The organism is Pantoea sp. RSPAM1 (genome assembly GCF_038816185.1).
In the GTDB taxonomy this organism is placed as follows: Bacteria; Pseudomonadota; Gammaproteobacteria; order Enterobacterales; family Enterobacteriaceae; genus Pantoea; species Pantoea ananatis.
In genome coordinates this window covers 1,804,528-1,829,496 of the sequence record NZ_CP046137.1, presented here as the reverse complement: position 1 = coordinate 1,829,496, position 24,969 = coordinate 1,804,528, and the positions used below count along the sequence as shown (strand labels likewise).

Annotated in this window: 24 protein-coding genes, 1 tRNA gene and 1 pseudogene; 10 read left to right on the top strand and 16 right to left on the bottom strand. The window is 52.9% G+C overall.

The genetic code is table 11. From position 1 onward, the window contains the following. Positions 1 to 70 precede the first annotated feature (70 nt). Positions 71 to 1,783, top strand: a complete 1,713-nt coding sequence (locus GKC68_RS09055) for a methyl-accepting chemotaxis protein (RefSeq protein WP_028722747.1) — start codon at positions 71 to 73, stop codon at positions 1,781 to 1,783. A 130-nt stretch (positions 1,784 to 1,913) separates the two neighbouring features. On the opposite strand, the gene dsrB is transcribed toward GKC68_RS09055, so the two are convergent. Further along, positions 1,914 to 2,108 carry a protein DsrB gene (gene dsrB / locus GKC68_RS09050; protein WP_014593953.1) on the bottom strand — a complete coding sequence of 65 codons (195 nt, stop codon included), beginning with the start codon at positions 2,106 to 2,108 and terminating at the stop codon, positions 1,914 to 1,916. A 62-nt stretch (positions 2,109 to 2,170) separates the two neighbouring features. Further along, positions 2,171 to 2,329, bottom strand: coding sequence for a YqaE/Pmp3 family membrane protein (locus tag GKC68_RS09045; protein ID WP_014605562.1), 159 nt, complete (start codon positions 2,327 to 2,329; stop codon positions 2,171 to 2,173). Positions 2,330 to 2,637: 308 nt separating this feature from the next. Between GKC68_RS09045 and GKC68_RS09040 the strand changes: the two genes are divergently transcribed. From GKC68_RS09040 to GKC68_RS09030, 3 genes are all read left to right on the top strand, one after another. Then, entirely contained in the window at positions 2,638 to 2,862 is a 225-nt protein-coding gene (locus GKC68_RS09040; protein WP_264253509.1) for a YodD family protein, read from the top strand. Between the two features lie 353 nt (positions 2,863 to 3,215). Continuing rightward, entirely contained in the window at positions 3,216 to 4,004 is a 789-nt protein-coding gene (locus tag GKC68_RS09035) for a mannosyl-3-phosphoglycerate phosphatase-related protein (protein ID WP_342656769.1), read from the top strand. A gap of 40 nt (positions 4,005 to 4,044) precedes the next feature. Then, positions 4,045 to 5,265, top strand: a complete 1,221-nt coding sequence (locus GKC68_RS09030) for a glycosyl transferase (RefSeq protein ID WP_028722743.1) — start codon at positions 4,045 to 4,047, stop codon at positions 5,263 to 5,265. Positions 5,266 to 5,348: 83 nt separating this feature from the next. Here GKC68_RS09030 and GKC68_RS09025 read toward each other — a convergent pair whose 3' ends face one another. The 5 genes from GKC68_RS09025 to vsr all read right to left on the bottom strand — a co-directional run bounded on the left by GKC68_RS09025 (position 5,349) and on the right by vsr (position 7,699). Then, positions 5,349 to 5,531 carry a DUF2158 domain-containing protein gene (locus GKC68_RS09025; RefSeq protein WP_019106597.1) on the bottom strand — a complete coding sequence of 61 codons (183 nt, stop codon included), beginning with the start codon at positions 5,529 to 5,531 and terminating at the stop codon, positions 5,349 to 5,351. A gap of 171 nt (positions 5,532 to 5,702) precedes the next feature. After that, positions 5,703 to 5,834 (bottom strand): hypothetical protein, encoded by a 132-nt coding sequence (locus tag GKC68_RS09020; RefSeq protein WP_014605559.1) that lies wholly within the window; start codon positions 5,832 to 5,834, stop codon positions 5,703 to 5,705. Between the two features lie 44 nt (positions 5,835 to 5,878). After that, positions 5,879 to 6,781: a DUF808 family protein gene (locus GKC68_RS09015; protein ID WP_342656768.1), complete on the bottom strand. Its 903-nt coding sequence runs from the start codon at positions 6,779 to 6,781 to the stop codon at positions 5,879 to 5,881. Positions 6,782 to 6,878: 97 nt separating this feature from the next. Next, positions 6,879 to 7,154, bottom strand: coding sequence for a hypothetical protein (locus GKC68_RS09010; RefSeq protein WP_013026197.1), 276 nt, complete (start codon positions 7,152 to 7,154; stop codon positions 6,879 to 6,881). A gap of 65 nt (positions 7,155 to 7,219) precedes the next feature. Beyond that, complete coding sequence (gene vsr, locus GKC68_RS09005) at positions 7,220 to 7,699, bottom strand: DNA mismatch endonuclease Vsr (RefSeq protein ID WP_013026198.1); 480 nt, start codon at positions 7,697 to 7,699, stop codon at positions 7,220 to 7,222. A gap of 237 nt (positions 7,700 to 7,936) precedes the next feature. Between vsr and dcm the strand changes: the two genes are divergently transcribed. Both dcm and GKC68_RS08995 read left to right on the top strand, forming a co-directional pair. Then, positions 7,937 to 9,316: a DNA (cytosine-5-)-methyltransferase gene (dcm, locus tag GKC68_RS09000; RefSeq protein ID WP_028722741.1), complete on the top strand. Its 1,380-nt coding sequence runs from the start codon at positions 7,937 to 7,939 to the stop codon at positions 9,314 to 9,316. Between the two features lie 111 nt (positions 9,317 to 9,427). Beyond that, a complete protein-coding gene (locus GKC68_RS08995; protein WP_028722740.1) occupies positions 9,428 to 11,044 on the top strand; it encodes a methyl-accepting chemotaxis protein in 1,617 nt (538 codons plus the stop codon). A 73-nt stretch (positions 11,045 to 11,117) separates the two neighbouring features. Here GKC68_RS08995 and GKC68_RS08990 read toward each other — a convergent pair whose 3' ends face one another. Both GKC68_RS08990 and GKC68_RS08985 read right to left on the bottom strand, forming a co-directional pair. After that, positions 11,118 to 11,372, bottom strand: coding sequence for a hypothetical protein (locus tag GKC68_RS08990; protein ID WP_028722739.1), 255 nt, complete (start codon positions 11,370 to 11,372; stop codon positions 11,118 to 11,120). 73 nt (positions 11,373 to 11,445) lie between these two features. Beyond that, positions 11,446 to 12,150 (bottom strand): phosphohydrolase, encoded by a 705-nt coding sequence (locus tag GKC68_RS08985; protein ID WP_028722738.1) that lies wholly within the window; start codon positions 12,148 to 12,150, stop codon positions 11,446 to 11,448. A 611-nt stretch (positions 12,151 to 12,761) separates the two neighbouring features. Between GKC68_RS08985 and GKC68_RS08980 the strand changes: the two genes are divergently transcribed. From GKC68_RS08980 to GKC68_RS08970, 3 genes are all read left to right on the top strand, one after another. Then, on the top strand, positions 12,762 to 13,439 hold the full coding sequence (locus GKC68_RS08980) for a hypothetical protein (RefSeq protein ID WP_028722737.1): 678 nt from the start codon (positions 12,762 to 12,764) through the stop codon (positions 13,437 to 13,439). A 171-nt stretch (positions 13,440 to 13,610) separates the two neighbouring features. Further along, positions 13,611 to 14,378: a DgsA anti-repressor MtfA gene (gene mtfA / locus GKC68_RS08975; RefSeq protein ID WP_233516647.1), complete on the top strand. Its 768-nt coding sequence runs from the start codon at positions 13,611 to 13,613 to the stop codon at positions 14,376 to 14,378. A gap of 112 nt (positions 14,379 to 14,490) precedes the next feature. After that, positions 14,491 to 14,566 (top strand) — tRNA-Asn (locus GKC68_RS08970). Positions 14,567 to 14,590: 24 nt separating this feature from the next. Here the strand turns inward: GKC68_RS08970 and GKC68_RS08965 are convergent. The 3 genes and pseudogenes from GKC68_RS08965 to hemH all read right to left on the bottom strand — a co-directional run bounded on the left by GKC68_RS08965 (position 14,591) and on the right by hemH (position 16,234). Continuing rightward, positions 14,591 to 14,971, bottom strand: coding sequence for a type II toxin-antitoxin system PemK/MazF family toxin (locus tag GKC68_RS08965; protein WP_050598390.1), 381 nt, complete (start codon positions 14,969 to 14,971; stop codon positions 14,591 to 14,593). Next, positions 14,972 to 15,079 (bottom strand): annotated as a pseudogene (locus tag GKC68_RS08960) (PbsX family transcriptional regulator); the annotation flags it as partial. Positions 15,080 to 15,271: 192 nt separating this feature from the next. Further along, positions 15,272 to 16,234 carry a ferrochelatase gene (gene hemH / locus GKC68_RS08955; protein ID WP_028722735.1) on the bottom strand — a complete coding sequence of 321 codons (963 nt, stop codon included), beginning with the start codon at positions 16,232 to 16,234 and terminating at the stop codon, positions 15,272 to 15,274. A 743-nt stretch (positions 16,235 to 16,977) separates the two neighbouring features. On the opposite strand from hemH, the gene GKC68_RS08950 reads away from it, so the two are divergent. Beyond that, complete coding sequence (locus GKC68_RS08950) at positions 16,978 to 18,216, top strand: MFS transporter (protein ID WP_206116581.1); 1,239 nt, start codon at positions 16,978 to 16,980, stop codon at positions 18,214 to 18,216. Positions 18,217 to 18,506: 290 nt separating this feature from the next. Here GKC68_RS08950 and GKC68_RS08945 read toward each other — a convergent pair whose 3' ends face one another. Genes GKC68_RS08945 through GKC68_RS08930 form a run of 4 tightly spaced genes read right to left on the bottom strand, consistent with a single transcriptional unit; the run spans position 18,507 to position 24,958 of the window. Continuing rightward, positions 18,507 to 19,124, bottom strand: a complete 618-nt coding sequence (locus GKC68_RS08945) for a pentapeptide repeat-containing protein (RefSeq protein WP_236709029.1) — start codon at positions 19,122 to 19,124, stop codon at positions 18,507 to 18,509. 11 nt (positions 19,125 to 19,135) lie between these two features. Then, positions 19,136 to 23,272, bottom strand: a complete 4,137-nt coding sequence (locus tag GKC68_RS08940; protein WP_081046468.1) for an RHS repeat-associated core domain-containing protein — start codon at positions 23,270 to 23,272, stop codon at positions 19,136 to 19,138. A gap of 10 nt (positions 23,273 to 23,282) precedes the next feature. After that, positions 23,283 to 23,411: a hypothetical protein gene (locus tag GKC68_RS08935; protein ID WP_110145474.1), complete on the bottom strand. Its 129-nt coding sequence runs from the start codon at positions 23,409 to 23,411 to the stop codon at positions 23,283 to 23,285. After that, entirely contained in the window at positions 23,408 to 24,958 is a 1,551-nt protein-coding gene (locus GKC68_RS08930; RefSeq protein ID WP_110957220.1) for a hypothetical protein, read from the bottom strand. Before GKC68_RS08930 ends, GKC68_RS08935 begins: the two co-directional genes overlap by 4 nt. Positions 24,959 to 24,969 lie beyond the last annotated feature (11 nt).

The following is a 24,969-nucleotide window of genomic DNA, read 5'->3' as shown; positions in this document are numbered from 1 at the left end:
CAGACGTAAACCTTTCTCTTCTTTTGCCGATGTTTTGTTCAACAGAATAACTTCCCAAGAGAGCAAGGAAATGAACACAACGCTGGTTAATGAAGGGCATCCCAAACTTAGTCTTTGGCAAAACATCCGCCTCGTTCCTCTGTTTAGTTTAATATTCGGCGGGATACTGTTTCTGTTCGCACTCTGTATTGCTATCTCAAGCTACTTTCTTATTCTCAGTAATCAGTCTCTTAAAGATGCTACCGATGAGATCCAGGTCAGAAACGGGCTTATCGACAGCTCATCGCATATGCGCTCTGCCCGTTTGAATATCATTCAGGCAGGCGCCGCGGCACGTATCGGTGAGATGGATGAATTCAACGCCAACCTTGCGGCGACGGCCGATCGTATCAAACAGGCTGAAACCGGCCTTAAAATCTACCTGAATCGTAAAAGCAAAACACCAGAAGGCATCAAGCTGGATGAGCAGTTACAGGCGCGTTTCAAAGAGTATGTGACGAAAGGTTTGATGCCGATGATCGAATCGGGTAAACAGGGCAGCTTTGAAAGCATTATTGCTCAGGAAACCGATACGACACGCAAACTGGATAACGCCTATAAAGCCGTTCTGATGGAAGCGATTAAGCTGCGTGATATTCGCTCCGCTCAGATCAACGATCAGGCGGCTGAGCAGTCACAGATTGGATTTATCGCAATGGGCTCCGCGTTTGTTGCCGCGCTTGTGCTGGTGCTGCTCACCTTTGTGTTTTTACGTCGTGTCGTTATTAACCCACTGCGCAATTCAGTGGCGCACATAGAACGTATTGCTCAAGGCGATTTAACGGCACCCACTGTCCCGCACGGCCGTAACGAAATCGGTCTGTTGCTCGACAACCTGCAACGTATGCAGCAGTCGCTAATCAAAACGGTAGGTACGGTCCGCGAAGGGGCTATCGCCATTTACCAGGGGTCAAGTGAGATTTCTGCGGGTAACACCGACCTGTCATCGCGCACCGAGCAACAGGCTGCCGCGCTTGAGCAAACTGCGGCCAGCATGGAACAGCTCACCGCGACGGTGAAACAGAACGCGGATAACGCCCATCACGCCAGCCAACTGGCAGCCGATGCGTCCGGCAAGGCGCGCAGCGGCGGCGACATGGTGAGCGGCGTGGTGAAAACCATGAACGATATTTCCGGGAGTTCGAAGAAAATTGCTGAGATCACTAACGTGATCAACAGCATTGCCTTCCAGACGAACATTCTGGCGCTGAATGCCGCCGTCGAGGCTGCCCGCGCGGGCGAACAGGGCCGCGGTTTTGCCGTAGTCGCCAGCGAAGTACGTAACCTGGCTCAGCGCAGTGCGCAGGCGGCAAAAGAAATTGAATCGCTCATTGCTGAATCAGTGAAGTTAGTCAGCAGCGGTTCACATCAGGTAGGTGAGGCCGGGACGACCATGAGCGAAATTGTTGAGGCCGTGCGTCGCGTGACCGATATCATGTCGGAAATTGCCGCCGCGTCCGACGAACAAAGCCGGGGTATCCAGCAGGTTAGCCAGGCCGTAACAGAGATGGATAACGTGACGCAGCAAAACGCCTCACTGGTTGAGGAAGCCTCGGCCGCCGCTGCCTCTCTGGAAGATCAGGCAGGTAAGTTGACCAAGGCGGTTGCGGCTTTCCGTTTGCAGGATACGCCAGCAGTAAAACCTGTACATCAGTCGGATAGCGCACCTAAGGCACCTGCGCCTGTCATGCGCCCCGCTCCCGCTGCCGCCACAAGCGGCAATGAGAACTGGGAAACGTTTTAGCCAAAGAAGAGCTGTGAGTCAGCGACGTCGCTGAAGCGCGTTGCCTCACGGCGCTGTCAATAACACTCGCCCTCTGAGCCGAACAGGCCAGAGGGCGATTTTGTGCTGGTCTGGCTGTTAAATATGAAGGTCAGTCGGCAGGATAAGGCTCAACAAATACACCATCCTGATGACCGCTCTCGTTAAAAAACCAGATGCCCTGCGGATAATCTTCCAGGGCCACCAGAAACATGGTGCCTTCACTAAATGGCTCAACAGCCAGTATGGTGCCTGTACGACGGGGGCCACCATCCGTTTTAACACTGACGCGATCGTCAACCTTCATTTACCACTCTCCCGATACATTGCTGATAACAGTTTAATCGAAGAGCCCGGGTAATGCAGGCGTTAGCGACGCGCGATGACCCACACGGCGTGAATGATGCCTGGAATGTATCCACACAGGGTCAGCAGGATGTTAAGCCAGAATGCTCCCCCGAAACCTACCTGCATAAAAACACCAAGCGGGGGCAGTAAGATTGCGATTAGAATTCGAAGTAAGTCCATAACCATTCCTTTAGGTATTGATAAAAAGCCGTTTTGTTATCAAATATAGTCTCTTTTCGGCAGATTACTGGGAAAGTCAGGTAAATCTGAGTAATACGCATTTTCAGTTTCCTGACACTTCACTGCGAGACGTTTAACAGGAACAACAGGTAAACTTTCTTTTGTTGCTTTCCTCCCCAGGAAAGACAACACACCCAAAGTAACAAGGATCATTTGCCCGCGCAGCGCGGGCTTTTTTTTCTGTCCCACCCTCGCATTTTCCGCTAAATTGTATATTTATTACCCAACCCAGCCGATGGAGGTTTGCGATGTCGCTTCCCCACCTAGTCGAAAAGCCTGAGCGGGATAAAGAAATGGACGCCCTGCTGCAGGCTATTGAACCCGGTAGCACCGGTGAACTTCAGGACTACTTTTCCCCACACTCGCAGTCAGTGACGGGGGTAGATGCCCCCCGGCAAGGGCTGTGCCGTGAACCTGCGGAGCAGTGCGAAATGGATATTCATGATTGTCGTTATACAGAGATAAATCGATAGGCAGCGCAGCCGCACTGAATTCGGCGCAAAAAAATACCCGGCGCGAGCCAGGTAAGCAGTCAATTCGTTACACCAGGGAATTCATATTGCCCGTTCAGAGTACGCTTCCAGTTGATCAAAACAAGCCTTTCCCGTGCGCGCTTCACTCATTTCGCCCTACCCCGAACTGGCCACTTTACCCCTGGGCCTTGTTATTTCAGCGAAATTCGCTGCACGAAATGACGGCGTCGCCGATTTTATCCTTTAGGTTTTAGGAATCCTCCTGGTTGTGGGGGTTGCAGTACGCAATGCTAAGCCTGCTGTAGACTCAACTACACTAAGACTAATGTCGAACTGGAGTGAAGGAGACCAGGATGCCGAATCTGAATGAATCGCTAATGATAGTGACCGACCTCGATGGATCGCTGCTTGACCACCACGACTACAACTGGGATGCCGCAGCAGACTGGCTTGATACACTCAACGCGCACGCCATTCCCTTAATTATTTGCTCCAGCAAAACCGCCGCCGAGATTCTGCCACTGCAGCGTAAGCTCGGTATTGCCGGCACCGCCTTCATTGCTGAAAACGGCGCCGTGCTGTACCTCAACGGCAGTCAAAGCGTGCGCATTCCGGACGACAAGATGCACTATGCCGCAATCTGTCGGGTGCTGGCAGCGTTACAAAAGCAGTTTCGCTTTACCGGCTTCCATGACTTCAGCGATGTCGATGTTTCCGCTATGACCGGCCTGAGTGAAGCGGATGCCGCCCTCGCCCGTCAGCGTGATGCCTCAGAGGTGATTGTCTGGCGGGATACTGATGAGGCCTTTGACCGCTTTCGCACGGCGCTGGCCGACTATCATCTTTCCCTGACGCAGGGCGGCCGCTTCTGGCATGTCATGCCTGCCAGAAGCGGCAAAGGAGAGGCCTTGCGCTGGCTGTTGTCTCACACCGACCGGGAAGACTTTATCACTCTTGGCCTGGGCGATGGCCCGAACGATGCCCCGATGCTGGATGCGGTTGACTATGCCGTGGTGATCAGAGGCTTCAGTAAAACACCGGTTACCTTACAGCGCGCGGAAGATGCCAACGTATTCCGCACGACACATCACGGCCCTGAAGGCTGGCGTGAAGGGCTGGACCATTTTTTGACTCAGCCATGAAAGGCTGTTGTTCCTCTCGCAAAACCATAAGGATGATGCAATGAGTGATTTCTTTCAGAATGGCGTAATTACTAACTTTCATAATCTTACGCACCGCAGCGTTGAGTCGCTGGAGAAAGAAATGGTGCGTTTTGCCCGTAAACGCAAAATGGGATTGATCCTGCCTTCCCTCTTTTCCGAGCTGGAAGGTCCGGCATTGACAAAAATTGTTGATGAACTGGCTAAGGTTCCGTATCTGGATGAAATCGTCATCGGGTTAGATCGGGCTGACCGTGACCAGTTTCTGCATGCCCGCGAGTTTTTTTCCCGACTGCCGCAGCGGCACCGCATCCTGTGGAATGACGGTCCCAGACTTAAAGCCATTGACGCGGAACTGGATAAAGAGGGGTTGTCGCCCACTCATCCGGGCAAAGGACGCAACGTGTGGTTTTGTACCGGTTATACGCTGGCCTCGGATCGCACCAGCTGTGTTGCGCTGCACGACTGCGATATTGTCACCTACGAACGCGGCATGCTGGCACGCCTGCTTTATCCGTTGGCTAACCCCGCTTTTCAGTATGAGTTCTGCAAAGGGTTTTACGCACGCGTTGCTGACGGTAAACTCAATGGCCGCGTGGGCCGCCTGCTGGTGGGCCCGCTGCTGCGCTCGTTACAAAAAGTCTATGGCCACTCTGAATACCTTGATTACCTGTCCAGCTTCCGTTATCCGCTCTCGGGCGAGTTTGCGATGCGCACGCACGTACTCAACGGCATTAAAATCCCCGGCGACTGGGGACTGGAAATTGGCGTGCTCTCTGAAATTTACCGTAACTACACCACGCGCCAGTCGTGTCAGGTGGAGATTGCTGATAACTATGATCACAAGCATCAGCCGCTGGCAGAAGATGATGGCACCGGTGGCCTTAAGCGCATGAGCAACGATATTGTCCAGTCGCTGCTGCGTAAGCTGGCAACCATGGGCGTGCCGCTGACCAGTGACTCATTCCGGGTACTGAAAGCGACCTATTACCGTAATGCGCTGGATATGATGGAAATCTATAACCATGAGGCGGCAATGAACGGCCTGAAATTCGACCAGCATGTTGAAGAAGCAGCCGTTGAAATGTTCACCCAGTCGATTCTGGATGCCGGTCAGTCCTTTATCGAGCGTCCGAACGACAAGCCGTTTATTCCCAGCTGGAGTCGGGTTCAGTCGGCTTTTCCGGATATCCTGCAGCGTATTTATAAAGCGGTAGAAGAGGATAACGACGGCAACGTATAAGGCTGCAGAGATCGCGCCAGTGAGGATGGAGAGTGGGATAAGTTCAGCCAGGCCGCCGTCGTTTACGGCCTGACTGACAGAAATCAGGAAGTAAACTGGGGCTGCGATTCGCTGGAATGGCTGAGCTCATCGGTGCGAAAAGCCTCATTCCTGACCGCATAACCATCGTACCATCGACATTCAACCATGCCGCTGGCATGTCCGGTCACCACCATCGTTTGCCCGCCTTCCTTATGCTGTACTTCATCACTGATTGCAAAAACCATGTTGCGCCCTCTTTGAGAAATGACTGTCATTGAAACCATTTCTTTATAGCATGGTAAAAGAGTTGCTGCTGTTAAGACGCGCATAAAAATGGCGAATTCGGAATAACGTAGAGTGATATGTCGAAAACAAATCAGGCGGATAAGAATTATCCGCCTGGGGCGCTGAGTGGATTAGATTTTGCAGCCTTCACAATCGGCATCATCAATCAGGTCTTCTGGCACTTCGCCCGCCTTTTTTTCTGCCTTCGCTTCGGCCTGCTCTAACTGAGCATCAATATCAAATTCAAACATGTCATCGCTCATCGTTTTCTCCCCTGAACGCGTTAAAGAATGCGCTTTTATACCGATTACTCACGCAGTTTGGCAATAAGGTTAACCACTAACAGCACGATCGACCCAATGATAAAACCCATCACCAGGTTTGCGCCGTTGCTCAGCAGGCCAGCAACCAGGCCACTAAAGGGTGCGATGGCGTTTTCAATCAGATGATGCAACGGCGCAAGGCCGTGGACGATAATGCCGCCCCCGACCAGGAACATGGCCAGCGTACCGACAACGGTCAACACTTTCATCAATACGGGGGCAGCGGCCAGTAATACTGCGCCCAGCGCCTGGGCCACGCGTGACGATTTATCGCGTAGCCAGAACCCTAAATCATCGATTTTAACGATGCCGGCGACAATGCCGTATACGCCAATCGTGACCAAAATCGCAATACCTGACAGGATCAGCACCTGATTCAGCAAGGGCGCTTCAGAGACGATGCCGAGGGTAATGGCCACGATTTCAGCCGACAGAATAAAATCGGTGCGCACTGCGCCTTTGATCTTTTTCTTTTCGAAATCGCGCGGGTCCTGTTTAGACAGCTTATCCAGGCGTTGCTGACGCGCCTCTGGCGAGTTCTGCTGTTTACCATGTTGCAGGCTGTGCAGGACCTTTTCCACCCCTTCATAACAGAGGTACGCACCGCCAATCATTAACAGTGGCGTAATCAGCCAGGGGGCAAACGTAGAGATAATCAACGCCAGCGGCACGAGTATCAGTTTGTTGAGGAACGAGCCTTTGGCTACGCCCCATACGACCGGCAGTTCGCGATTGGCTTTCACGCCACTCACCTGCTGCGCATTCAGTGACAAATCGTCACCCAGCACGCCTGCCGTCTTTTTCGCGGCGACTTTTCCCATTACCGAGATATCGTCCAGCAGCGTGGCGATATCATCGAGCAACGTTAATAAACTGGTTCCTGCCAAAGTATTTCCCTTATTCGGTTATCAGCAACGAGTTATGTCTGCATCAGCCGCAACGCGTCATCCTCGACGAAGCGCGTGACAGTGCAGCCCGTCGTGCCTATTCCGGTTCGTTATGTTGACAACATGGGCATCGTTCAATTTCTGTCACGGTCATATCAGCGATGCCCTCACAATCCCATTCGACGCGCACCGCTTGTCCTGCGAGTCCATCCATGTGCAGATATTTACTGACCGGGCTTTCCGTCATGCCGGTTATCTCTTCCGTGGCCACCAGCGTTTCCCCGGCATAAATTCTGGCGGTCGCTTTGGTATTCACCATGCGCTCATCACGAATCTGATACAGGCGTTTAACCGTCAGTTTTATGCTGCTCATTGCGGGCTCCCGGTCACGGAAAAGCGTCTATCTAACATTTTATGTTACTGATTAGCAAGGTGGGATCATTCATCCTCTCGGTAATGATGAATTCCCTGATGATCGATTTCCGCGCTGTCGTTCATCGCCAACAGCCACTCTTCGAGACGTTCAAGCAGGGCTTCATCGTCCAGTTTGAGTTTACCGCGTAGCGCGCATTCCCAGATAATCAGCACCTTCCAGCCATTCTCCCGCAGCTGCCGGACATAACGCCGATCCCGTTCTACATTACTGTTTATTTTGCCCGTCCAGAACTCGGTGCGCGTGGCGGGGATCTTAAACAAATAACAGTGGTGGCGGTGCCAGAAGCAGCCATGCACAAAGATAATCGCCTGATGCGAGGTCACGACAAAGTCAGGGCGGCCTGGCAGGTTTTTGTCCTGTACCCGATAGCTGAATCCACGATCTTTGAGCAGCAAGGCGATTCGCTGCTCTATGGCAGTGTCCTGTTGACGAATTGCGCGCATATTTTTACTGCGCGTTTCGCTGGAGTGAACGTCGGCCATAGCACCTCCTTAATAGCGGCTTATTCAACTTTAGTCGTCACTCTGAAAAGTGAAAGTCGGCCCGATAAAAGCAGAGAAAATATTTTCATCGCCAGCCTGTGCCGTTTCGATCTGACGCGGGCAATGGTGTCTTTTTGACGCTGGTGCACACTGAAAGACTATCCTGACCTGCGCCCGCAGATTTCCTCCTCGGGCAAGGAGTGTTAGCATACGCGCTTCACTGTTAAGGATATTTGCATGCACGCTGTCGCAACCGCTGAACCTCTTCTCCCTGCTGCTCTGCATTCCGATGAACTGAACATGTTACAACAGGTGCTGTCGATCTATTCCGTTAAGGACGTTGTCGCACGTTTGCATCAGGCCGGCTTTCCGCACTGGACGCCGCCGCGGCTGAACGCGATTCGTCAGGGCAAGCGCGCGTTACCCTCGCTGGCCGCCGCAGAACTGTCCCTGTTGCAGGGTTTGTTGCCTGCACGTCCTGCACATTATGATTCTCCCGATTTCCGCTTTATCGATTTGTTTGCCGGCATCGGCGGTATTCGACGTGGTTTCGAGCGCATCGGCGGTAAATGTGTATTTACCAGTGAGTGGAATAAAGAGGCGATTCGCACCTATCGGGCGAATCACTACAGCGATCCGGCAGAGCACCACTTTAATACAGATATTCGCCAGGTCACGCAGCCGGCCGGCCTTACTGACGAACAGGCGATCTATCAGTCGATTGATGCGGCCATTCCCGACCATCAGGTCCTGCTGGCGGGCTTTCCCTGCCAGCCCTTTTCTCTGGCGGGCGTCAGTAAAAAAAATGCGCTGGGCCGGGCTCATGGCTTTGAATGTCAGGCGCAGGGCACGCTGTTTTTTGACGTCGCCCGCATTCTGGCGGCAAAGAAACCGCCATTCTTCGTCCTGGAAAACGTGAAGAATCTCAAGAGCCATGACAAAGGCCGGACGTTTGCGGTGATTATGGAAACCCTGGACGAGCTGGGCTATGACGTGGCGGATGCCCAGGCTGGCGCGCCCGATCCCAAGGTGATTGATGCACGCTTTTTTTTGCCGCAGCATCGTGAACGTATCGTTCTGGTCGGCATCCGGCGGGATATTGCTGGCTCAGCACAATTTAGCCTGCGCGACATTCACCAATTTTTCCCTGCTCAGGTGCCCAGCCTACAGAGCCTGCTCGAGCCGCAGCCCGATGACAAATACATCCTGTCGCCCGTATTGTGGCGTTACCTCTATCAGTACGCTAAGAAGCATAAAGCACGGGGTAACGGGTTCGGCTTTGGCCTGAATGATCCACACAATGTGCACTGCTGCGTGCGCACCCTGTCAGCCCGATACTATAAAGATGGCTCAGAAATTTTAATCGATCGCGGCTGGGACAGGGAAAAAGGGGAAGCCGATTTTCTTGATGCCGCCAATATGGCGCGGCGCCCCCGTCGGTTAACACCGCGAGAATGCGCGCGAATCATGGGATTTGATAGTGCAGACAGCCAATCCTTCCGTATCCCGGTATCCGATACCCAGGCCTATAAACAGTTTGGCAATTCGGTGGTTGTGCCGGTGTTTGCCGCCGTGGCACAGTTGCTTTTGCCCTATATCCGCCAGTTAAACGCATAATTTCCGCTAAAAGTTGCGCTTAGGCGCAACTATTCCTCCTTTTTCCTGCCGTCCGGCGGGATTGTCACAACGCCGTCATGCAAGCCCAGAATACTGCTGCTTTTTCAATGGATGGGTAGAAAGATGTCACCTCTCACTTTGTTGTCGCGGCACGTGCTGAAAAGACGTTCCCGCTTTAACTTTCCGGCGATCCCCACCTGGCTAACCAGCCTGCGCGGGAACTTTATTTTGTTCGTGGTGCTGTTTTGTTTGCTGCAGTCCATCGGGATTGTTCTGCTGAGCGCTCAGGTGAGCCAGAACAAAGTCAACCTCACCCAGGCCAGCGCCATGCGTGACCGACTGGCCTTGCTGGACCGCGCACGCGTGGAGCTGCTTACGGCCAGTGATAACAGCCACCGCGCCGGGCTGTATTTAATGGAAGATCAGAAAAGTGGATCGGTTGACAGCTGGAAAAGCCTGGCAGAAACGGCCAAATCGTCTTTGCTTCATGCTGAACAGCTTTTTGCTCTCTATCACGCCGTACCCGGCGGCGAACTGCAGCAGGGCTTTACGTTGCTAAAACAGGGACTGGAGGAGCAGCTAAAAGGTCTGGAGGGAAATAACATTGACGCCTTCTTTATGGTACCGATGCAGGCTTACCAGCAGCAGTTCAATAGCGCCTGGTTTAACGAGATTACGCAGACCAATAAACAGCTCACGGCGGTTAACAGCCTGACCCTTCACACACTCCTGGCAAGCCGCAACCTGGCGCTTATGGTGACAGGACTGCTGTTTGTCCTGCTGCTGACCGGCGGCGTATTGCTGCTGCGTGGTGTGATCGTTCCCTTGCGTCTGGCCAGTCGACAGTTACAGGACATTGCGACCGGTGATTTAATCAACTGCCCGGTTCCACCGCGTTTGCAATCGCTGGAAACGTCCAGACTCTTCAACGCAGTGGCGGAGATGCGCCAGGGGCTGCGCACCATCGTGGCTGAAATTAACACGATTGCAGCAAGCGTGGCCGAGGGTACGCGTGAAATGCAGCATACTAATGAGCAGGTCAGCGAACAGTATCAAGCGCAAAACAGCAGCTTTAGACATATCTCCCAGCGCCTGCATCGCGTGTCTGAAGAAGTCGAAAACAGCACCCTGTTTTCTCAGCAGGCCTCAGAACAGGCGCATTTCGCTGACGACCTGATGCAGCAATGTACGCTTCAGGTGGATGAGATGGAGGTTCAGATGCGCCATATCGTCGCCTCCTCCGGCGAAATCGCGGGTATCGTTGAGATGCTGGACGGCCTGTCACTGCAGACGCGCTTGCTGGCGCTCAATGCCGCCATCGAATCCGCTCATGCGGGCGTTTATGGACGAAGCTTTGTCGTGGTCGCGAAAGAGATGGGCAGCCTGTCAAACAAGAGTGGTGAATCGGCGCAGCAGATCAACGGTCTCGTTAATCATACACAACTGCACATTTCTGAGGGCTTCAATAAGGTGAAATCGCTTGAGGCGCTGTTTAACCAGATAAGCCAGTCGGTCAGCGCCGTGGTGACACAGTTGCAGGAGCTACAGGAAAACGCCACCGCACAAAGCCGCCGCGTGACGGGCATTGCTGCAGAAGTGGTCGAGCTGGATAAACAGCTTCAGACGAACGAAAACCTCACCGCCCGGCAGGGCCGGACGGTCAATACGCTACAGCAGCAGGCCGCGCGCCTGGCCGAAAGCGTGCAGCAGTTCCGCATCACCCTGTAGTCAGCTTTGGTCGTAAAAAAGCCGCCAGTGTTAAAGGCGGCTTTTAGGCGTTTTGCGCGGACAAACACCGAATTTATGATTTCTTTTTCTTGCTCTGCTTCTTCAGCAGCGTGCGCAGCTGCTTGATTTCGCTGGAGCTTAATGCATCCGATGTGTCTTCCTCTGTATTCTGGCTGTCAATGGCAGGCTGCGCAGGCGCATCAAGGCTGGCCTGAAGCCGTTGCACGATTTCCTGACTCATTGACACCTGATTCTCAAGCGCCAACTGTTTGATATGTTCTTTCAGTGCAGGATCAATTTTAATCGTTAAATTAACAGTTTCGGTCATTTCATCACTCCTTTATTGTTATTACTACCACGCTACCGGATGACTGTATCGATTCCTATACTGTCATAAAAATTTAATATTCAGCGTGTATAGGGCTAAAGTCACGGAGGACTGACTCATCCAGACTGACTAAGTTGCCCTGCAGTTCGGCACACAGCTTAGCCATATAGCGCACCAGAAAGTCAGCATTCTGTTCTGCCAGCCTGCGCCCTGCTTCGGTTTGCATGGTTTCTGGTAACCGCAGTAGCTTGGTCTGGAAGTGATCCAGCGTCCACTTAACGTCATTGAGCTCCCGATTTTTACCGAGCGGATCCTCGCTGTTAAACAAGGGGCGATTCATGGAACCTGCCGTATAAAACACCCGCGCCAGACCGATAGCACCGAGCGATTCCAGCCTGTCGGCATCCTGTACAATTTTTGCCTCCAGCGTTTTTGGCGTAATGGCGGCACTAAAGCTGTGCGCCTGAACCGCATGCATGACCCGCTCCATCAATTCCTCAGGGAAATCGATGAAATCCTGTTGTAAAATGCGCTGCGTTTCACTGGCGGCATAGGTGGATGCCTTGTGACGTTCAGGGTGATTTTTCGGTAAATTCACCACATCGTGAAAGTAACACGCGGTCAGGACCACCAGCGGATCGGCCTGGGTGCCGGCCATAATGCGTTGAGCGCTCATCCATACGCGGCGTAAATGTGCGATATCGTGCGCGCCATCATCATGAATCCAGTTGTTTTCAAACCAGGTCTCATAGCGAGCCTGCCAAAGCGTAAGTGACATATTCTCATTCCTGTTGGGTTGACGTCCGTCCTGACTGACGATGAATTACGCGCTCAGGCCCCACCATCATAGCGAATGGCTAATGACATTTTCTTTACACAGCAGCGGAATATCGCCCTTGCCCCGGGATAAATTCGAAAAAAAATGCGACGCTGATCATTTTTGTCGCATTTTGCCGTAATTAAAACGTCAGTTTGTTGCTTTTTCAGCCTTGACTGATTTAATTGCGGGCAGGTTAATTAGTTTAATAAATGTAATGATTAATGACAGGCATTTTCTCGGGGAGTAACAAAAAACATGACATAACCTGTTCTCACTTATCATTAAAACCGGCGAAAGTTACACACAGATAAATCTGAAAAGGTTCCTATTTTTGCCGATATAACGTACTGTATTCACACTATCAGATGTTCCGGAACGCGCATTAACAACAGCATTGTTGATTTTTTATCCACCCCCTTTTTTTGGGACAAAAATCACCAATGCTCAGATGACTATGAGACGGCAAATCGTTAAGGGTAATGATTTATAGTTTTTATGATATTGCCACCATTTAGATGCACTTGTTGTTTTAGCAGTAACCGGGTTCTACTAATAAAAAGAGGTAATCCATGAAAGAGCGGCCGATTCTTTTTTCCGAACAGCGGGTTCGTGCCCTGTTAGTTGGCCAACAAACGCAAACCCGGCGCATAATGAAAACGCAGGCTTTTGGCCCGGGGCAGGATCACCACGAAGGGGTTCATGCTTTTGACGTTCAGGCTAACCATCTGCATGGCGATAAGATGATGTCGATGAATGACATTCGCTATCACTGCCCGTACGGTATGCCTGGCGACGTGCTTTGGGTGCGCGAAACCTGGCGTGGGCCAATTGTGCCGCAGGATGCCCTGGCGGATTACGAGCGCGATCCCGTAACGTTCCGCACGCCGGAATTTTGCCAGTACCGTGCTGACAGCAATGAACTGGGACAGCATACGCTGAGCGATCCGAATGACGAGCAGTTTGGCTGGCAGACGGCCATTCATATGCCGCGCTGGGCCAGCCGTATCAATCTGGTCATTACCGATGTGCGTGCGGAGCAGATTCAGGATATCAGTGAAGATGACATCATGGCTGAAGGGGTTCAAACCGACTCGCACTTTCTGAATAACTTTTTCACCATGAATGTGAATTCAGAAATGCCAAAAGAAGCCTATCGCAAGGCATGGCAGAAACAGTACGGTGCAACCAGCTGGCAGGTAAACCCGTGGGTGTGGGTCATTGAGTTTGAGCGCGCCGGGCGTGAGTAAATTTAGCCTGCGCTTTGCGGGCTAAATCACAGACAATCTCCTCGCTAACGGGTTGAATATATCGTCTTCATCCCTGAAGCCCGACAATGCCAGCATGACGTTTCGATGCTGGCATTTTCCTGTCTGGTCTCTCAGGATTCTGCGACAGCAGCATTCAGTGCGGAACTTACGATGTTAAAATGGCCATGGAAAACGCATAGCGATACCGCCGTCACCGAATTGCCCTGGCAGGCAGGTCTGGCACAACCCATCTTTACCCTTCTCACCCAGGATGAACAGCAGTCGCTGACAGAACTGGCCCAGCGCTTTCTGCAGCAAAAAAAGCTGGTGCCGCTTGAAGGCTGCCAACTTGATGCGCTGCGTAGCGTGCGTATTGCTCTGCTGTTCTGCTTACCCGTATTGAAACTGGGTCTTGACTGGCTGGACGGCTTTCATGAAGTGCTCATCTATCCTGAACCCTTTAATGTGGCGGATGAGTGGCAGGATGAAAACGGCCTTGTACATCACGTGCCTGCCGTTCATGCGGGCCAGAGCTGGACTCAGGGCCCGGTTATCCTTAACTGGCTGGATATTCAGGATTCCTTCGATCTGTCAGGGTATAACCTGGTCATTCATGAAGTAGCACATAAGCTGGATGCCCGCGGTAGCGGCTACACCAGCGGCGTTCCGCTGATTCCTCTGCGTAGCGTCGCCCAGTGGGAAAAAGACCTGCGTGAGGCCATGGACGAGGTTGAAAATGAGGTTGAGCTGGTCGGGGAACAGGCCGCCAGTATCGATCCTTATGCCGCCAGCGATCCTGCGGAATGCTTCGCGGTGTTATCCGAGTATTTTTTTACCGCACCGGTTTTGTTAGCTGAACGCTTTCCCGCCATGTACGGGCATCTCCAGCAATTTTATCAGCAGGATCCGTTAAGCAGAATGCAGATGACCGATCGGTGATTTGTTTACTTCGCGAACGCTTTGCATTAAAGCTAGCCAGTTGAATGCTAAACGCTTTTTTACAGTTGACACCTTGAGGCGACCTCGTTACTATTCGCCTCGTTCACACGATTCCTCTGTAGTTCAGTCGGTAGAACGGCGGACTGTTAATCCGTATGTCACTGGTTCGAGTCCAGTCAGAGGAGCCAAATTTAAGAAGCCGGCTTAGGAAACTAAGCAGGTTTTTTTGCTTTTCTGCGCTTACCTTTACATCTAAAATCTCCGCTCAGAATGGCCTCCAGTCTGGCCACCACTTCGTTCACAATAACTTCAGGTATTCGTTCAAGATATTTGCCGTTCCGGGCTTCCATATCAATGCTTCTGGGCTGGTCACAACGAATGCCCCACGTTGTTTTTGTTCCTGCGCCATCCAGTGAAACAGTAAACCCCGCTGCGCGGGCAAAGTTTCCGCCGTTGATCACGGGAACAACCACAGGTACCCACGTAAACTGATTAAAGGACGCCGGAGAAACAATCAGTACTGGACGCCTTCCGCTTTGTTCATGCCCGGCAATCGGATCTGGTGAAACGAGCCAGATTTCCCCTCTGTCCATCTACAGGAGCGCCTTGCCCACCGCAGGCGCATCAATCCATTCCCGACCCTCTTCGCTCATTTCAGCGTGCGGATCGCACTGCGCCAGTAGTTCTTCGAGTGAATAGCGGTAGAAACGTTACGCACCAAACTCAAGTTCTGGTTTGTTACGAACCGTCCAGCACTGCGTTTCCGGTACGAACCGGCGGCCTGCATCCGGCCAGCATGGCGCGTTTAAAAAGACGGGGCCAGAATGCACACATTCTGGCCCCGTCACGGCTGGCGTTATAGCCGGATGGCTGATGTCAGCACGCGCCGGAGGCTATTTCGCGCCCTCTGCCAGCTGTCGCAGCATCTCAATATGAACAGGCTTGTCGTTGAGCGCAGGGATATAGGTAAAGGACGTTCCCCCTGCATGCATGAAGATTTCCCTGTTCTGCTCATCCAGTTCTTCCAGCGTTTCCAGGCAGTCTGCCGCAAAACCCGGACTAATCACCTGCAGGCTTTTTACGCCTTCCGCAGGAAGATTTTTGATGGTTTCATCGGTGTACGGCGTTAACCAGGGCTCTCTGCCAAATCGTGACTGGAAGGTCATCACAATCTTCAACGACGGCATGTTAAGAGCTTCGGTGAGCAATTTGGTGGTTAACGCACAGCGTTCCTGGTACTTATCCCCTTCGTTAGAAAATCTGACCGGTATGCCATGGTAGGAGACCAGTAGCGTATCCGGCACGCCATTGGCCTCGAATGATTCCAGCACAGAGGCTTTCAACGCCTCAATGTAGGCAGGATGATCGGCATAGTCGTTAATGAAGTTGATCGCCGGCGTGTAGCGGTTTTTCATCGTCTGCAGGTGACGACTGACGCTGTCCCAGACGGAAGAGACGGTGGACGAGGAAAACTGCGGATACAACGGGATGACAATAATTTTATCGACACCTTTCGCCAGCAGTCTGTCAATGGCGCCGCCAATGCTGGGCTCGCCATAGCTCATTCCTAACTCGACAGGCATGCCCGTCAGCGCCTCGAGTGCGCGAGCCTGGCGCACGCTGTAGACCATCAGCGGCGAACCTTCGTCCATCCAGATAGAGGAGTACAGTTTGGCCACGCGTTTGGCGCGCAGCGGAATAATCACGCCATGCAGGATTGGGCACCACAGGATCCTGGGTAAATCGACCACTCTGTAGTCGTGCAAAAATTTAGATAAAAACGTTTTAACCGCAGCGGTTGTGGGTTCTTTTGGTGTTCCAAGGTTAACAATTAAAACACCCTGTTTATTCGTCATTAGCTGGGACCTCTGAAAACCCATGGAAAAAAAGTGCCAGAATACTGTAGCACACTCAAGGACATCATCACCTCCGTCCTGGCCGCTGGCGTGTAAGGAGGCGAAACGAAAAACCAGGTTAACTCGCCCTTTTGATCGGCGATGCATGCTGAGTCAAAATTCAACGCCCTTTGCAGTCTCCAACACGACCCTATGCCTCGGGCTGTCGGGTACAGACCTTCAATAAAAACACGCAAGCGCACCTGGCAGATTGCAAAAAAGTCAATCTGGCTCACTGCGCGTCAATGCATTTTCGCGCAGTGAATACCACCACGTGCAGCAACACCGTTTTTTTGTTTTTAACTCTGCGTTGCCTGACGAGTCAAAAACAGTGGGTCGTATCTTACCATCGCCCTGTCGGCAAACGACCGATAGCTCTGATAAGTGCTGTTGCCCTCCAAACCGGTTCGTGCTTTCGTTGCCCTAACTGATAACAAGACGAACGGGTAATCCCCTGGCTATTAAGGGGGACTATCACATCTTGTCGATATTTCGATTGATTAAAATGAATATTGAGCATGCTAATATTTAGACGTCTATGCTCTGCTTCCCGATTCCGCTTAAGTTCGTAAAGGTCTGGCGAGCGAGTCAGATCATGCAGACACTCTCTGTGCTCCAGCCAGGAGAAAATAAGACCGAATACGGTCATGTATCAGACGGATGCAACCACTTTCGCCAACAGGCGTTTCGGGACAGGAATCATTATGCATAAAGAGGTTTCTACAGGCGGAGACGCATTGCTGCAACACAGGCCATTTGTGGCATTCTGGCTGGCCCGTACCTGTTCTTCGTTTGGCTTTCAGATGTTTTCCGTGGCCGTCAGTTGGCAGATCTATGCGATTACCCACAGCGCCATGGCGCTGGGCATGATTGGCCTGATGCAGTTTCTGCCCTCGGTGCTGTTAGCCTTGCCCGCAGGGCATCTGGCTGATCAATTCGATCGTCGTCGTATCGTGGTGATTGGACAACTCATCGAATGGGCCGCGCTGCTCGCCCTGGTGGCGCTGACGCTACTGCACTGGGCAGATAAGATTGAAATTTGGGGGCTGGTCTTCCTGATCGCCCTGGCTAAAGCACTTGAGTGGCCTGCTATTACCTCAATGCTGCCTGCGCTGGTCCCACCATCGATTCTGGCGCGCGCCATGGCCGCCAGTTCCGTTGGCGGCCAGGCAGCGGTGATTATCGGGCCGACGTTAGGCGGACTGCTTTACGTGGCCGGTCCCGAGGTTGTTTACGGGGTTTCAGCGCTCTTTTATTTGCTGTCGCTGATCTTAGTCAGTCGCTTACGTTACGAACGTCCTCCCCAGGAACGTATGCCAATGACTCTGTCGAACATGTTTATGGGCGTGCGCTTTATTCGTGAACGCAAAGACGTGCTCGGGGTGATATCGCTCGACCTGTTTGCCGTGTTACTGGGCGGTGCTACCGCCCTGCTCCCTATCTTCGCCCAGGATATTCTGCACACCGGGCCATGGGGCCTTGGCCTGTTGCGCGGTGCGCCGTCGGTAGGGGCGCTGTTGGTCGGTGTCTGGCTGAGCCGCCACAAGCTGGAAAAGCACGTCGGCATGATTATGTTTGGCTCCGTTGCGGGTTTTGGCCTGGCAACGCTGCTGTTTGCCCTTTCCACCAAACTGTGGCTCTCACTGCTGGCGCTGGCGGCGCTGGGCGGTTTCGATATGGTGAGCATGGTGATTCGCGGCGCGCTGGTTCAGCTGGATACACCGGATACGATGCGCGGCCGCGTCAATGCGGTTAACGCCATCTTTATCAACACGTCGAATCAACTGGGTGAGTTTGAATCTGGGCTGCTCGCGGCATGGATGGGCGCGGTGCCCGCCGCGGTGATTGGCGGCGTCGGGACGCTGGTGGTGGTCGGGCTCTGGATGACGCTGTTTCCGAATCTGCGCAAGAGGCAGAAGCTTGAGAATGAAACGGTGGAGTGATTGGGATGTTAAAGGCTGCAGCACTGAGAAATACGCTTACTGACTGGCAAAGCCAGGCTGCAACATTGATTGAATTCTGCAGGCTTTATCGCTATAGCCCAACCGCAAGTCGGCTAAAATATTAGCCGATACACTCCGTAGTGGTGGGTAACAATGAAGTGTGCGAATATTTTAATTTTACTGAGCAGATGATCAGGAAAATTAAACGCAGGTATATTCAAAGGATCCAATCACGCTAAATTATAAGGCCGAGTAAGGCTGAGTTCTCTTTCTCGGCTTTATTTGCGAAATCAAACAAACTGAGAAGGTATATCCATATTTTCAAACTGGGTTGTTGTTGGTAAAATTCCTCCCTCAAACTTAACGCCACGAAAGTCACATTTTTTAAATTTCGTTTCGGTAAAGGTGCAATTAATAAATTTCGTTGCTCTAAACTCAACGCGATCAAAAACAGCACCGGTAAAATCACAGTCTACAAATTTTACGCGACGACCACCGTACTCAATTCCGGAGGATCCAGCCACAAACTTTGCTTTGGCAAAATGACTTGTTTCACACACTGCATCATCCATATTGATTACTAGTTTACTTTTTGAAAAATTGCATTTTTTTATTTCTGCTTTGCACAAAAGAGCGCTATCTAAACATGCGTTTTCAAAGTCTACATTCGTAAGAATACTATTGTTAATACTTCCTGATACTTTCGAATAAGACATATTAGTATTCGTTATCTTTGATTCGAAGAGGTTTACAGCTTTTAATTCATTCAATAGCGCAAAGGGGCCAATTGTCACACCTGAGAGATCAGCATCATCAATAACTGGCTGCCCAGCAACAATTGCTTTAATGATATCAGTTATACTGTCCAAATATTTAGCGTCTTGCCATTTTTCTTTTATCTTTTTCACGAATCAACACCTCAATGATAAATCGGTATTATTACATCTGCAACGCCGTTATATTTGAGTATATCTGTGGCCTTGGATGCACCACCTATATCAAAAATAACAGACTTGCCATCTAAATCAGGGAAATAGGCATCTGGTCTTAACTTACCCGATCCAGGTACTGTTGTATCAAACGTTGCCCCAGGGATATTTCCATATTTACCTTTCATCCACCTATTCATTCTTCTGTCAACGATTCTTCCCTTAATCAAACTTGCAAAATTTGGATTTGACACAGAATAATCTCTGTATGCTTTTGCAAGACGACTATTACTTGCCCCTAACCAGCGGTCAACTACAGCTGAAACCCTCGTTGTTCGCTCTTGAATCTCATTATGAATTTTTGAGATTGCAGAATTCTTTGCACCACAAGTGGCTAGACCTAAAGGATCAACGTATGACAACGTATTAGGTGCATACTCATAAAGGTTAGCTCCTCCCAACAGCCCTATCGGATCCTGACTGATATACCCTGCAATCTCAGGATCATAGTATCGGTGACGGTTATAGTGCAACCCCGTCTCGGCATCAAAATACTGCCCCTGAAAACGCAGTGGGTTTTCAATCTGGTCAGCAAATACCTGGCCTTTTTCACCCCAGACACCGGTTTTTTCTGCCCAGACAATCTCGCCGCTCAGAGACGTCAGCCTGACAGGTGCGCCATTCGGGTCGCAGTGATAGTGCCAGCTTTGCCTGCCGCCGCCCTGTTGCGTCAGTAAAGCCAGCGGACGGAAGGTGTCGGGATAATAAACGTATTCTCGCATCGTACCGAACAGCGCCGCCTGCGCTTTTTGTCGCTTAAGGCGACTGCCGGTATCGAAGAGACTCAGCGCTGCGAAGGATTCATGCGTGCGGGTCACCGTTTCGCCCACCAGCGCATCCTCCTGCCAGTAGAACCAGTGGGTTTCGCTGTCGGTTTGCTTAAACACCCGGCGGCCCAGCCCGTCGTAGCCATAGCGCACCTGACGGTTGCCTTTACGCACAGCAATCAGTTGCCGATTCTCATCCCAGAGAAAATCTTCTTTTTCGTCCTGTTCGCCTGCCGTCTCTGTCATTCGACGTCGCTGACGCAGCTCGCCCGCGCGGTCAAAGACATAACGTACGCCCTGATGCACGCCTTCACGGAACCAGCCTTCCGCACTGTCGTTCACCTCACGGGTTTGCGTTTGCATGTGGTTACCTGTTGCATCCTGCACAAACTTTCGCAGTGTGCCGTCTGGGTCAATATGGGCGGTTAGCCTGCCAACAGGATCGTAACGGTAGCGATCGCAGCCCCACTGGCTGTCCTCGCGCGCGGTGATATTCCCGCTTTTGTCGTAGACAACGCCGCTGGCAAACAGCGGTAAATCATTTTGTTGTACCTGTTGTGAGGTGAGCCGTCCCTGCTGGTCGTAACGCAGGGTGCGCGTAAGCGTTTCAGACAACTGCTCATGGATACAGCGTCCTGCTGCATCGTAGTCAAACGTGATCGGCGTATCATCATTCAGTTGCACCGTGCGCAAGCGTTCGTGCGCATCGTACCCATAAATGACTTTGTGGCCGCTATCGCTCTCTCGCTCGCTCAACCGTCCCTGTGCGTCGTACTGGTAGCGCAGTTGAAAGCCGTCCTGATCTTCTGTCAGTAGCCGTCCCGCGTCATCGTAGCACCAGCTGAGTCGTCGCCAGGGGTTCTGGCAGAGCACCAGTCTTCCGCAGGGATCGTAGTGGAACGTTGTCTGTAAGGTATCGCCGCTGCGCCGTTCACTCAGGCGCCCAGCCTTGTCATAGGCATAGTGTACTTCACGCCCTAGCGCATCACGACGTGTGACTAAGCGGCTGCCCTTATCCCAGCTGTACTGCGTTTTTTGCCCCCAATAATCCCGCTCTGCGATCACGCGTCCAAGCCCATCGCGCTCCATCTGCCAGCGTTGACCAGATTGATTGATCACGGCCAGCAGGCGGTCCTCAGGATCGTATTCGTAGCCCAGCCGGGTGCCATCAGGAGTTTCACAGGCGGTGAGCATTCCTGTGCCGTTGTAGTGAAAACGTGTGGTCTGGCCCACTTCATCGGTAAACGCGACCGGCTCATCTTCCAGATCATAATCTATCCGGACGTCGCCGCCCGTGGGGTCAACGGTGGCGATGAGGCGATCTTTCGCATCCCAGTAAAAGCGGGTGACGCCGTGACCGGCATCGGCACGTTCAAGAAGATTGCCGCGCACATTGTGCCTGAAATGCGTGGTGCCCGCCCCCGCCTCACTGACCGCAAGCAGGAAGCCAAAGCGGTCATAACGGTAATCGGTTTGCGGTGAGCCCGGCACATTGGCCTGTGTCAGTTGCCCAAGACGATCGAACTGATACGTTGCCGTTACGCTACCCGGATCGACACGGGCAATAAGATTGCCGCTACTGTCATAGTCGGCGTGCCAGACTGCGCCTTTCTGATCGGTAATCGCCAGCGGCAGGCCATCCTCGTTGTACACGGCATGCACCGAGCTGCCGTCCGGCGAATGCTCAGCCACCATGCGGCCCTGCGCGTCGTAATCCCAGCGATGAACGCTGCCGTCGGGTTCAATCACTTCTACCGTGCGGCCCAGGTCGTCGTAATGAAATACCGTATTCCCGCCACAGGGATCGATTTCAGCAATCGGCAGCCCAGTATCGTCAAAGGTGATGCGTGATACATGGCCCAGTGAATCGGTTACCTCAACCTCATTGAGCAGCGGTTCGTACGCAAAGTGATAATCCCAAACGCCGCCGTCGCCCCAAGCATGAATGACGCGCCAGTCTTCATTGTACTGGTAATGAAATCCCTGGCCGTTCCGATCAAAGTGACTGACCAGGTAAGCGTGTTGATACTCGAAACGCCGGGGATATGACAGGGCATCAATCTCGGCGCTGAGTTGGCCATTTGCGTGATATTCGTAGCGTGTTAAGGGCGTAATTTCACCGTCCAGCGCATTGTGCAGGCGCAGCGAACGCAGACGGCCTTTATCCAGACTGACAAGCAGCTCGCGCCCGGTTGGCCCGTCAAGACTGAACTCACGAAGCCGCGTCAGGAACTGATCCTGCCAGTCGAAAGTCCAGCCGTTTCCGTTACGATCGGATAATCGCTGTATCTTAAGCCGTCCATCGATACCGGTGAAATGCCACAGGCTGCCCGCGTCCTGCTCAACGCACCAGGTCACACGGCCGTCCACGCTATCCCGCCACAGGCGACTACCATCCGGCAAGCCCATCACAGCATGTTCGCGCCCTTCTGCCTGCGGCAGCGCGGCGAACAGCGTCATCCCTTCCGGCTGGGTGAAGCGCGCAACGCCCTCTTCACCCAGGATATCCAGTTGGGTATCAGCGGGCGTCAGCCAGCCATAACCGCAAAGCCCTGCCGTTTCAATATCGGCCGAGGAATAGGTCCGGTTCCAAACCAAAGGTAAGCGCCCCGGCAACATAAAATCCTGTTGTTCAAGACTGACGCTGCCATCGCGGATATCAACCGGTTCGGCACGCAGCACGCGGCATTTGAGAAAACCGGGTTCCATGTTGCGAAACAATTTGCGCCTGTGTTGGCCAAAACGCTTCATGAAACTTTGCCACTTCACCGATTTCCTGAACGTCTTTAGCCCTTTGCCCAGTCCGCTTAACCCGGCACGCATCAGCAGCGCCATCAGGTTGATGGTGGGCGGGCCCCCTACGATTACGTTGTTAGGAATGGCAAGGTTGAAGGTCAGCGGCAGCGTCAGAGAGAGCGGTTTGGGCTTGGTGGCGCGCTTGAGACGGAACGGCGGGATCATGCCGACAATGTTGCAACTCAGCACCGGCATACCGATGCGTGAAAAGGGTTCGCCGTCCACTGAGACGGTTTTACTGCCCATGAACAGCTCGTCTTCAATCTGCGGGCCGCCCGGCATACGCAGCGGCGGCACCCAGGCGCCGCCAACCGGAATATGGACCGACATTCCGCCCGTTCCGGCGCTGGCGCGCTTGATGCTGTTGACATGAACCGTGGTGCCAATTAACGGCAGGTAGTCGAACACGTCAAACACAATGCCAATATGTGGCGTCGGTAACGGCCAGGGGTAGGTATGAATATCCAGCCCTAACTGCGGATCAAAGTGCGCGCCGGAATGCATGGGTTATGCCTCAGAAGATGGCACGCAGCAGCGCGCGTAGAAAGGTTCTGACTTCGGTCGCCAGACCGCTGTCGGAAAGGCTCAGGAACAGCAGTGCGAGTATGGTGACGACGACGATAAAAATGATGCGGTTTTTCATAGTGGGTTGCTCCCTGCATTTTCAGGTGATGATGGATGTGCATCTCCCCACGCAGGCAGGCTTTGCCATTCACCTGGAGGTGCATCAAAAGGATGGGCGATATCCGGCAAACCGTTCCACTGCGGATGCAATTGCTCCCGTGCCAGCCGGATCACGCGACGAAAACTGTCGTCGGCGTTGCGGATCAGCGTTTCTCTCTCCTCGCGAATCAATAGAAAGCTGGCCTCGAGCTGCAGTTGCAAACGGCTTTCCGTTTTTCTTACCGCCTCAGTGCCAGGAAGCGGCGGTAGCCCCTGTTCTGCCTGCTGAATAAGCCGCTGTTTATCTTTCTGCCAGCGCGTCGCGCAGGCTTCGATTGCCTCAGCCCGGCGCTTATCGTGCATGCGCAATAAATCCTGAAAGACCAGCGGGAGCGTGGTTGCCCCGCGTTCAACCAACGGAATACTGTCTGCCGCCTGTACCGCCTTGCCGTATGCTTCCATAGCGGCGGAATGGTGACCCGACAGCCACAGACAAAACCCCGACATGCGCCAGCCTTCAAGGGTAAAAACCGGATGCGGGATCGTCTGGGCTTCCAGCGCGGCCTGACGATAGGCTTTTGCGGCCTGTAAATAGGCTTTACTGGCAAACCATGCACCGGCTTCGCCAAACGTACTTTGGGTTCGAAGCTGGCCTTTTACGCCGGGATCGTCGATGGCGCTGGACACGTTTTGCGCCTCACGGTAGTGCCCGACGGCTTTGCCCGTGTCTTTTCCTTTGAGCCAGCCGCCTGCAATCAGGTTGTGCAGCATCGCCTGCTGATCGTGCCAGCCGCGCCGCTGTGCCACGGCCAGCGCCCGTTCCCCCCGGGAAGCGACCTGAGCAGCACTGCCTCTCTCCAGCAGCAGCATGGCATCGGCCAGATAACGACGCAGAAGCAAACGATCGGAATCGGTATCGCTTTGCTGCTGTGCTGTCTGATGCATCACCTTCATGCCGTCAACCTCATCGACAATCAGCTGCACGCATTCAGAATAGGCCGCGTACAGCGGCTGCCAGATCGGCTGCTCGATGGTGTCGATCAGCAGTAAACGCGGTGCTGGCTCAACGTCCTGTAGCCAGTTTTCAAGCCAGCGCATCAGGGCACGATCGTCGCTGACCGCTGAGGGCTTGAGCACCAGCATCAGATAACGTAAGTCGTCAGGAAAATGGCGGGCGAAATCCTGCAGCAACAGGCGTAACTGTGCAGCAGAATAACAGGGTTGCAGCAATTCGCTGTTCCAGTCGGCGACGTCGGGCGTGGCTTCGTAATGTTCAATAAACTCGCGTGCCAGCGCATCGCTGTAGCCGTAGCCTGTTTCAAAGGTCGTCGTCAGGCCCAGAAACAGGTCAGGCAGCGAGCGTCCTTCGGGATGCTGTTGCAGAGCAAGAAAGGCGTCAAGCAGTGACTCGCCCGAGGCCGGTACGCGCCAGATAAACAGACGCGCGTCGCGGTTCTCACTGGCCGAGAGCCAGCTCAGCTCCAACTCACTCATCACGCGTTCAGTGGGGTTCTTTGCGGCGCTCATCTCTCATCCCT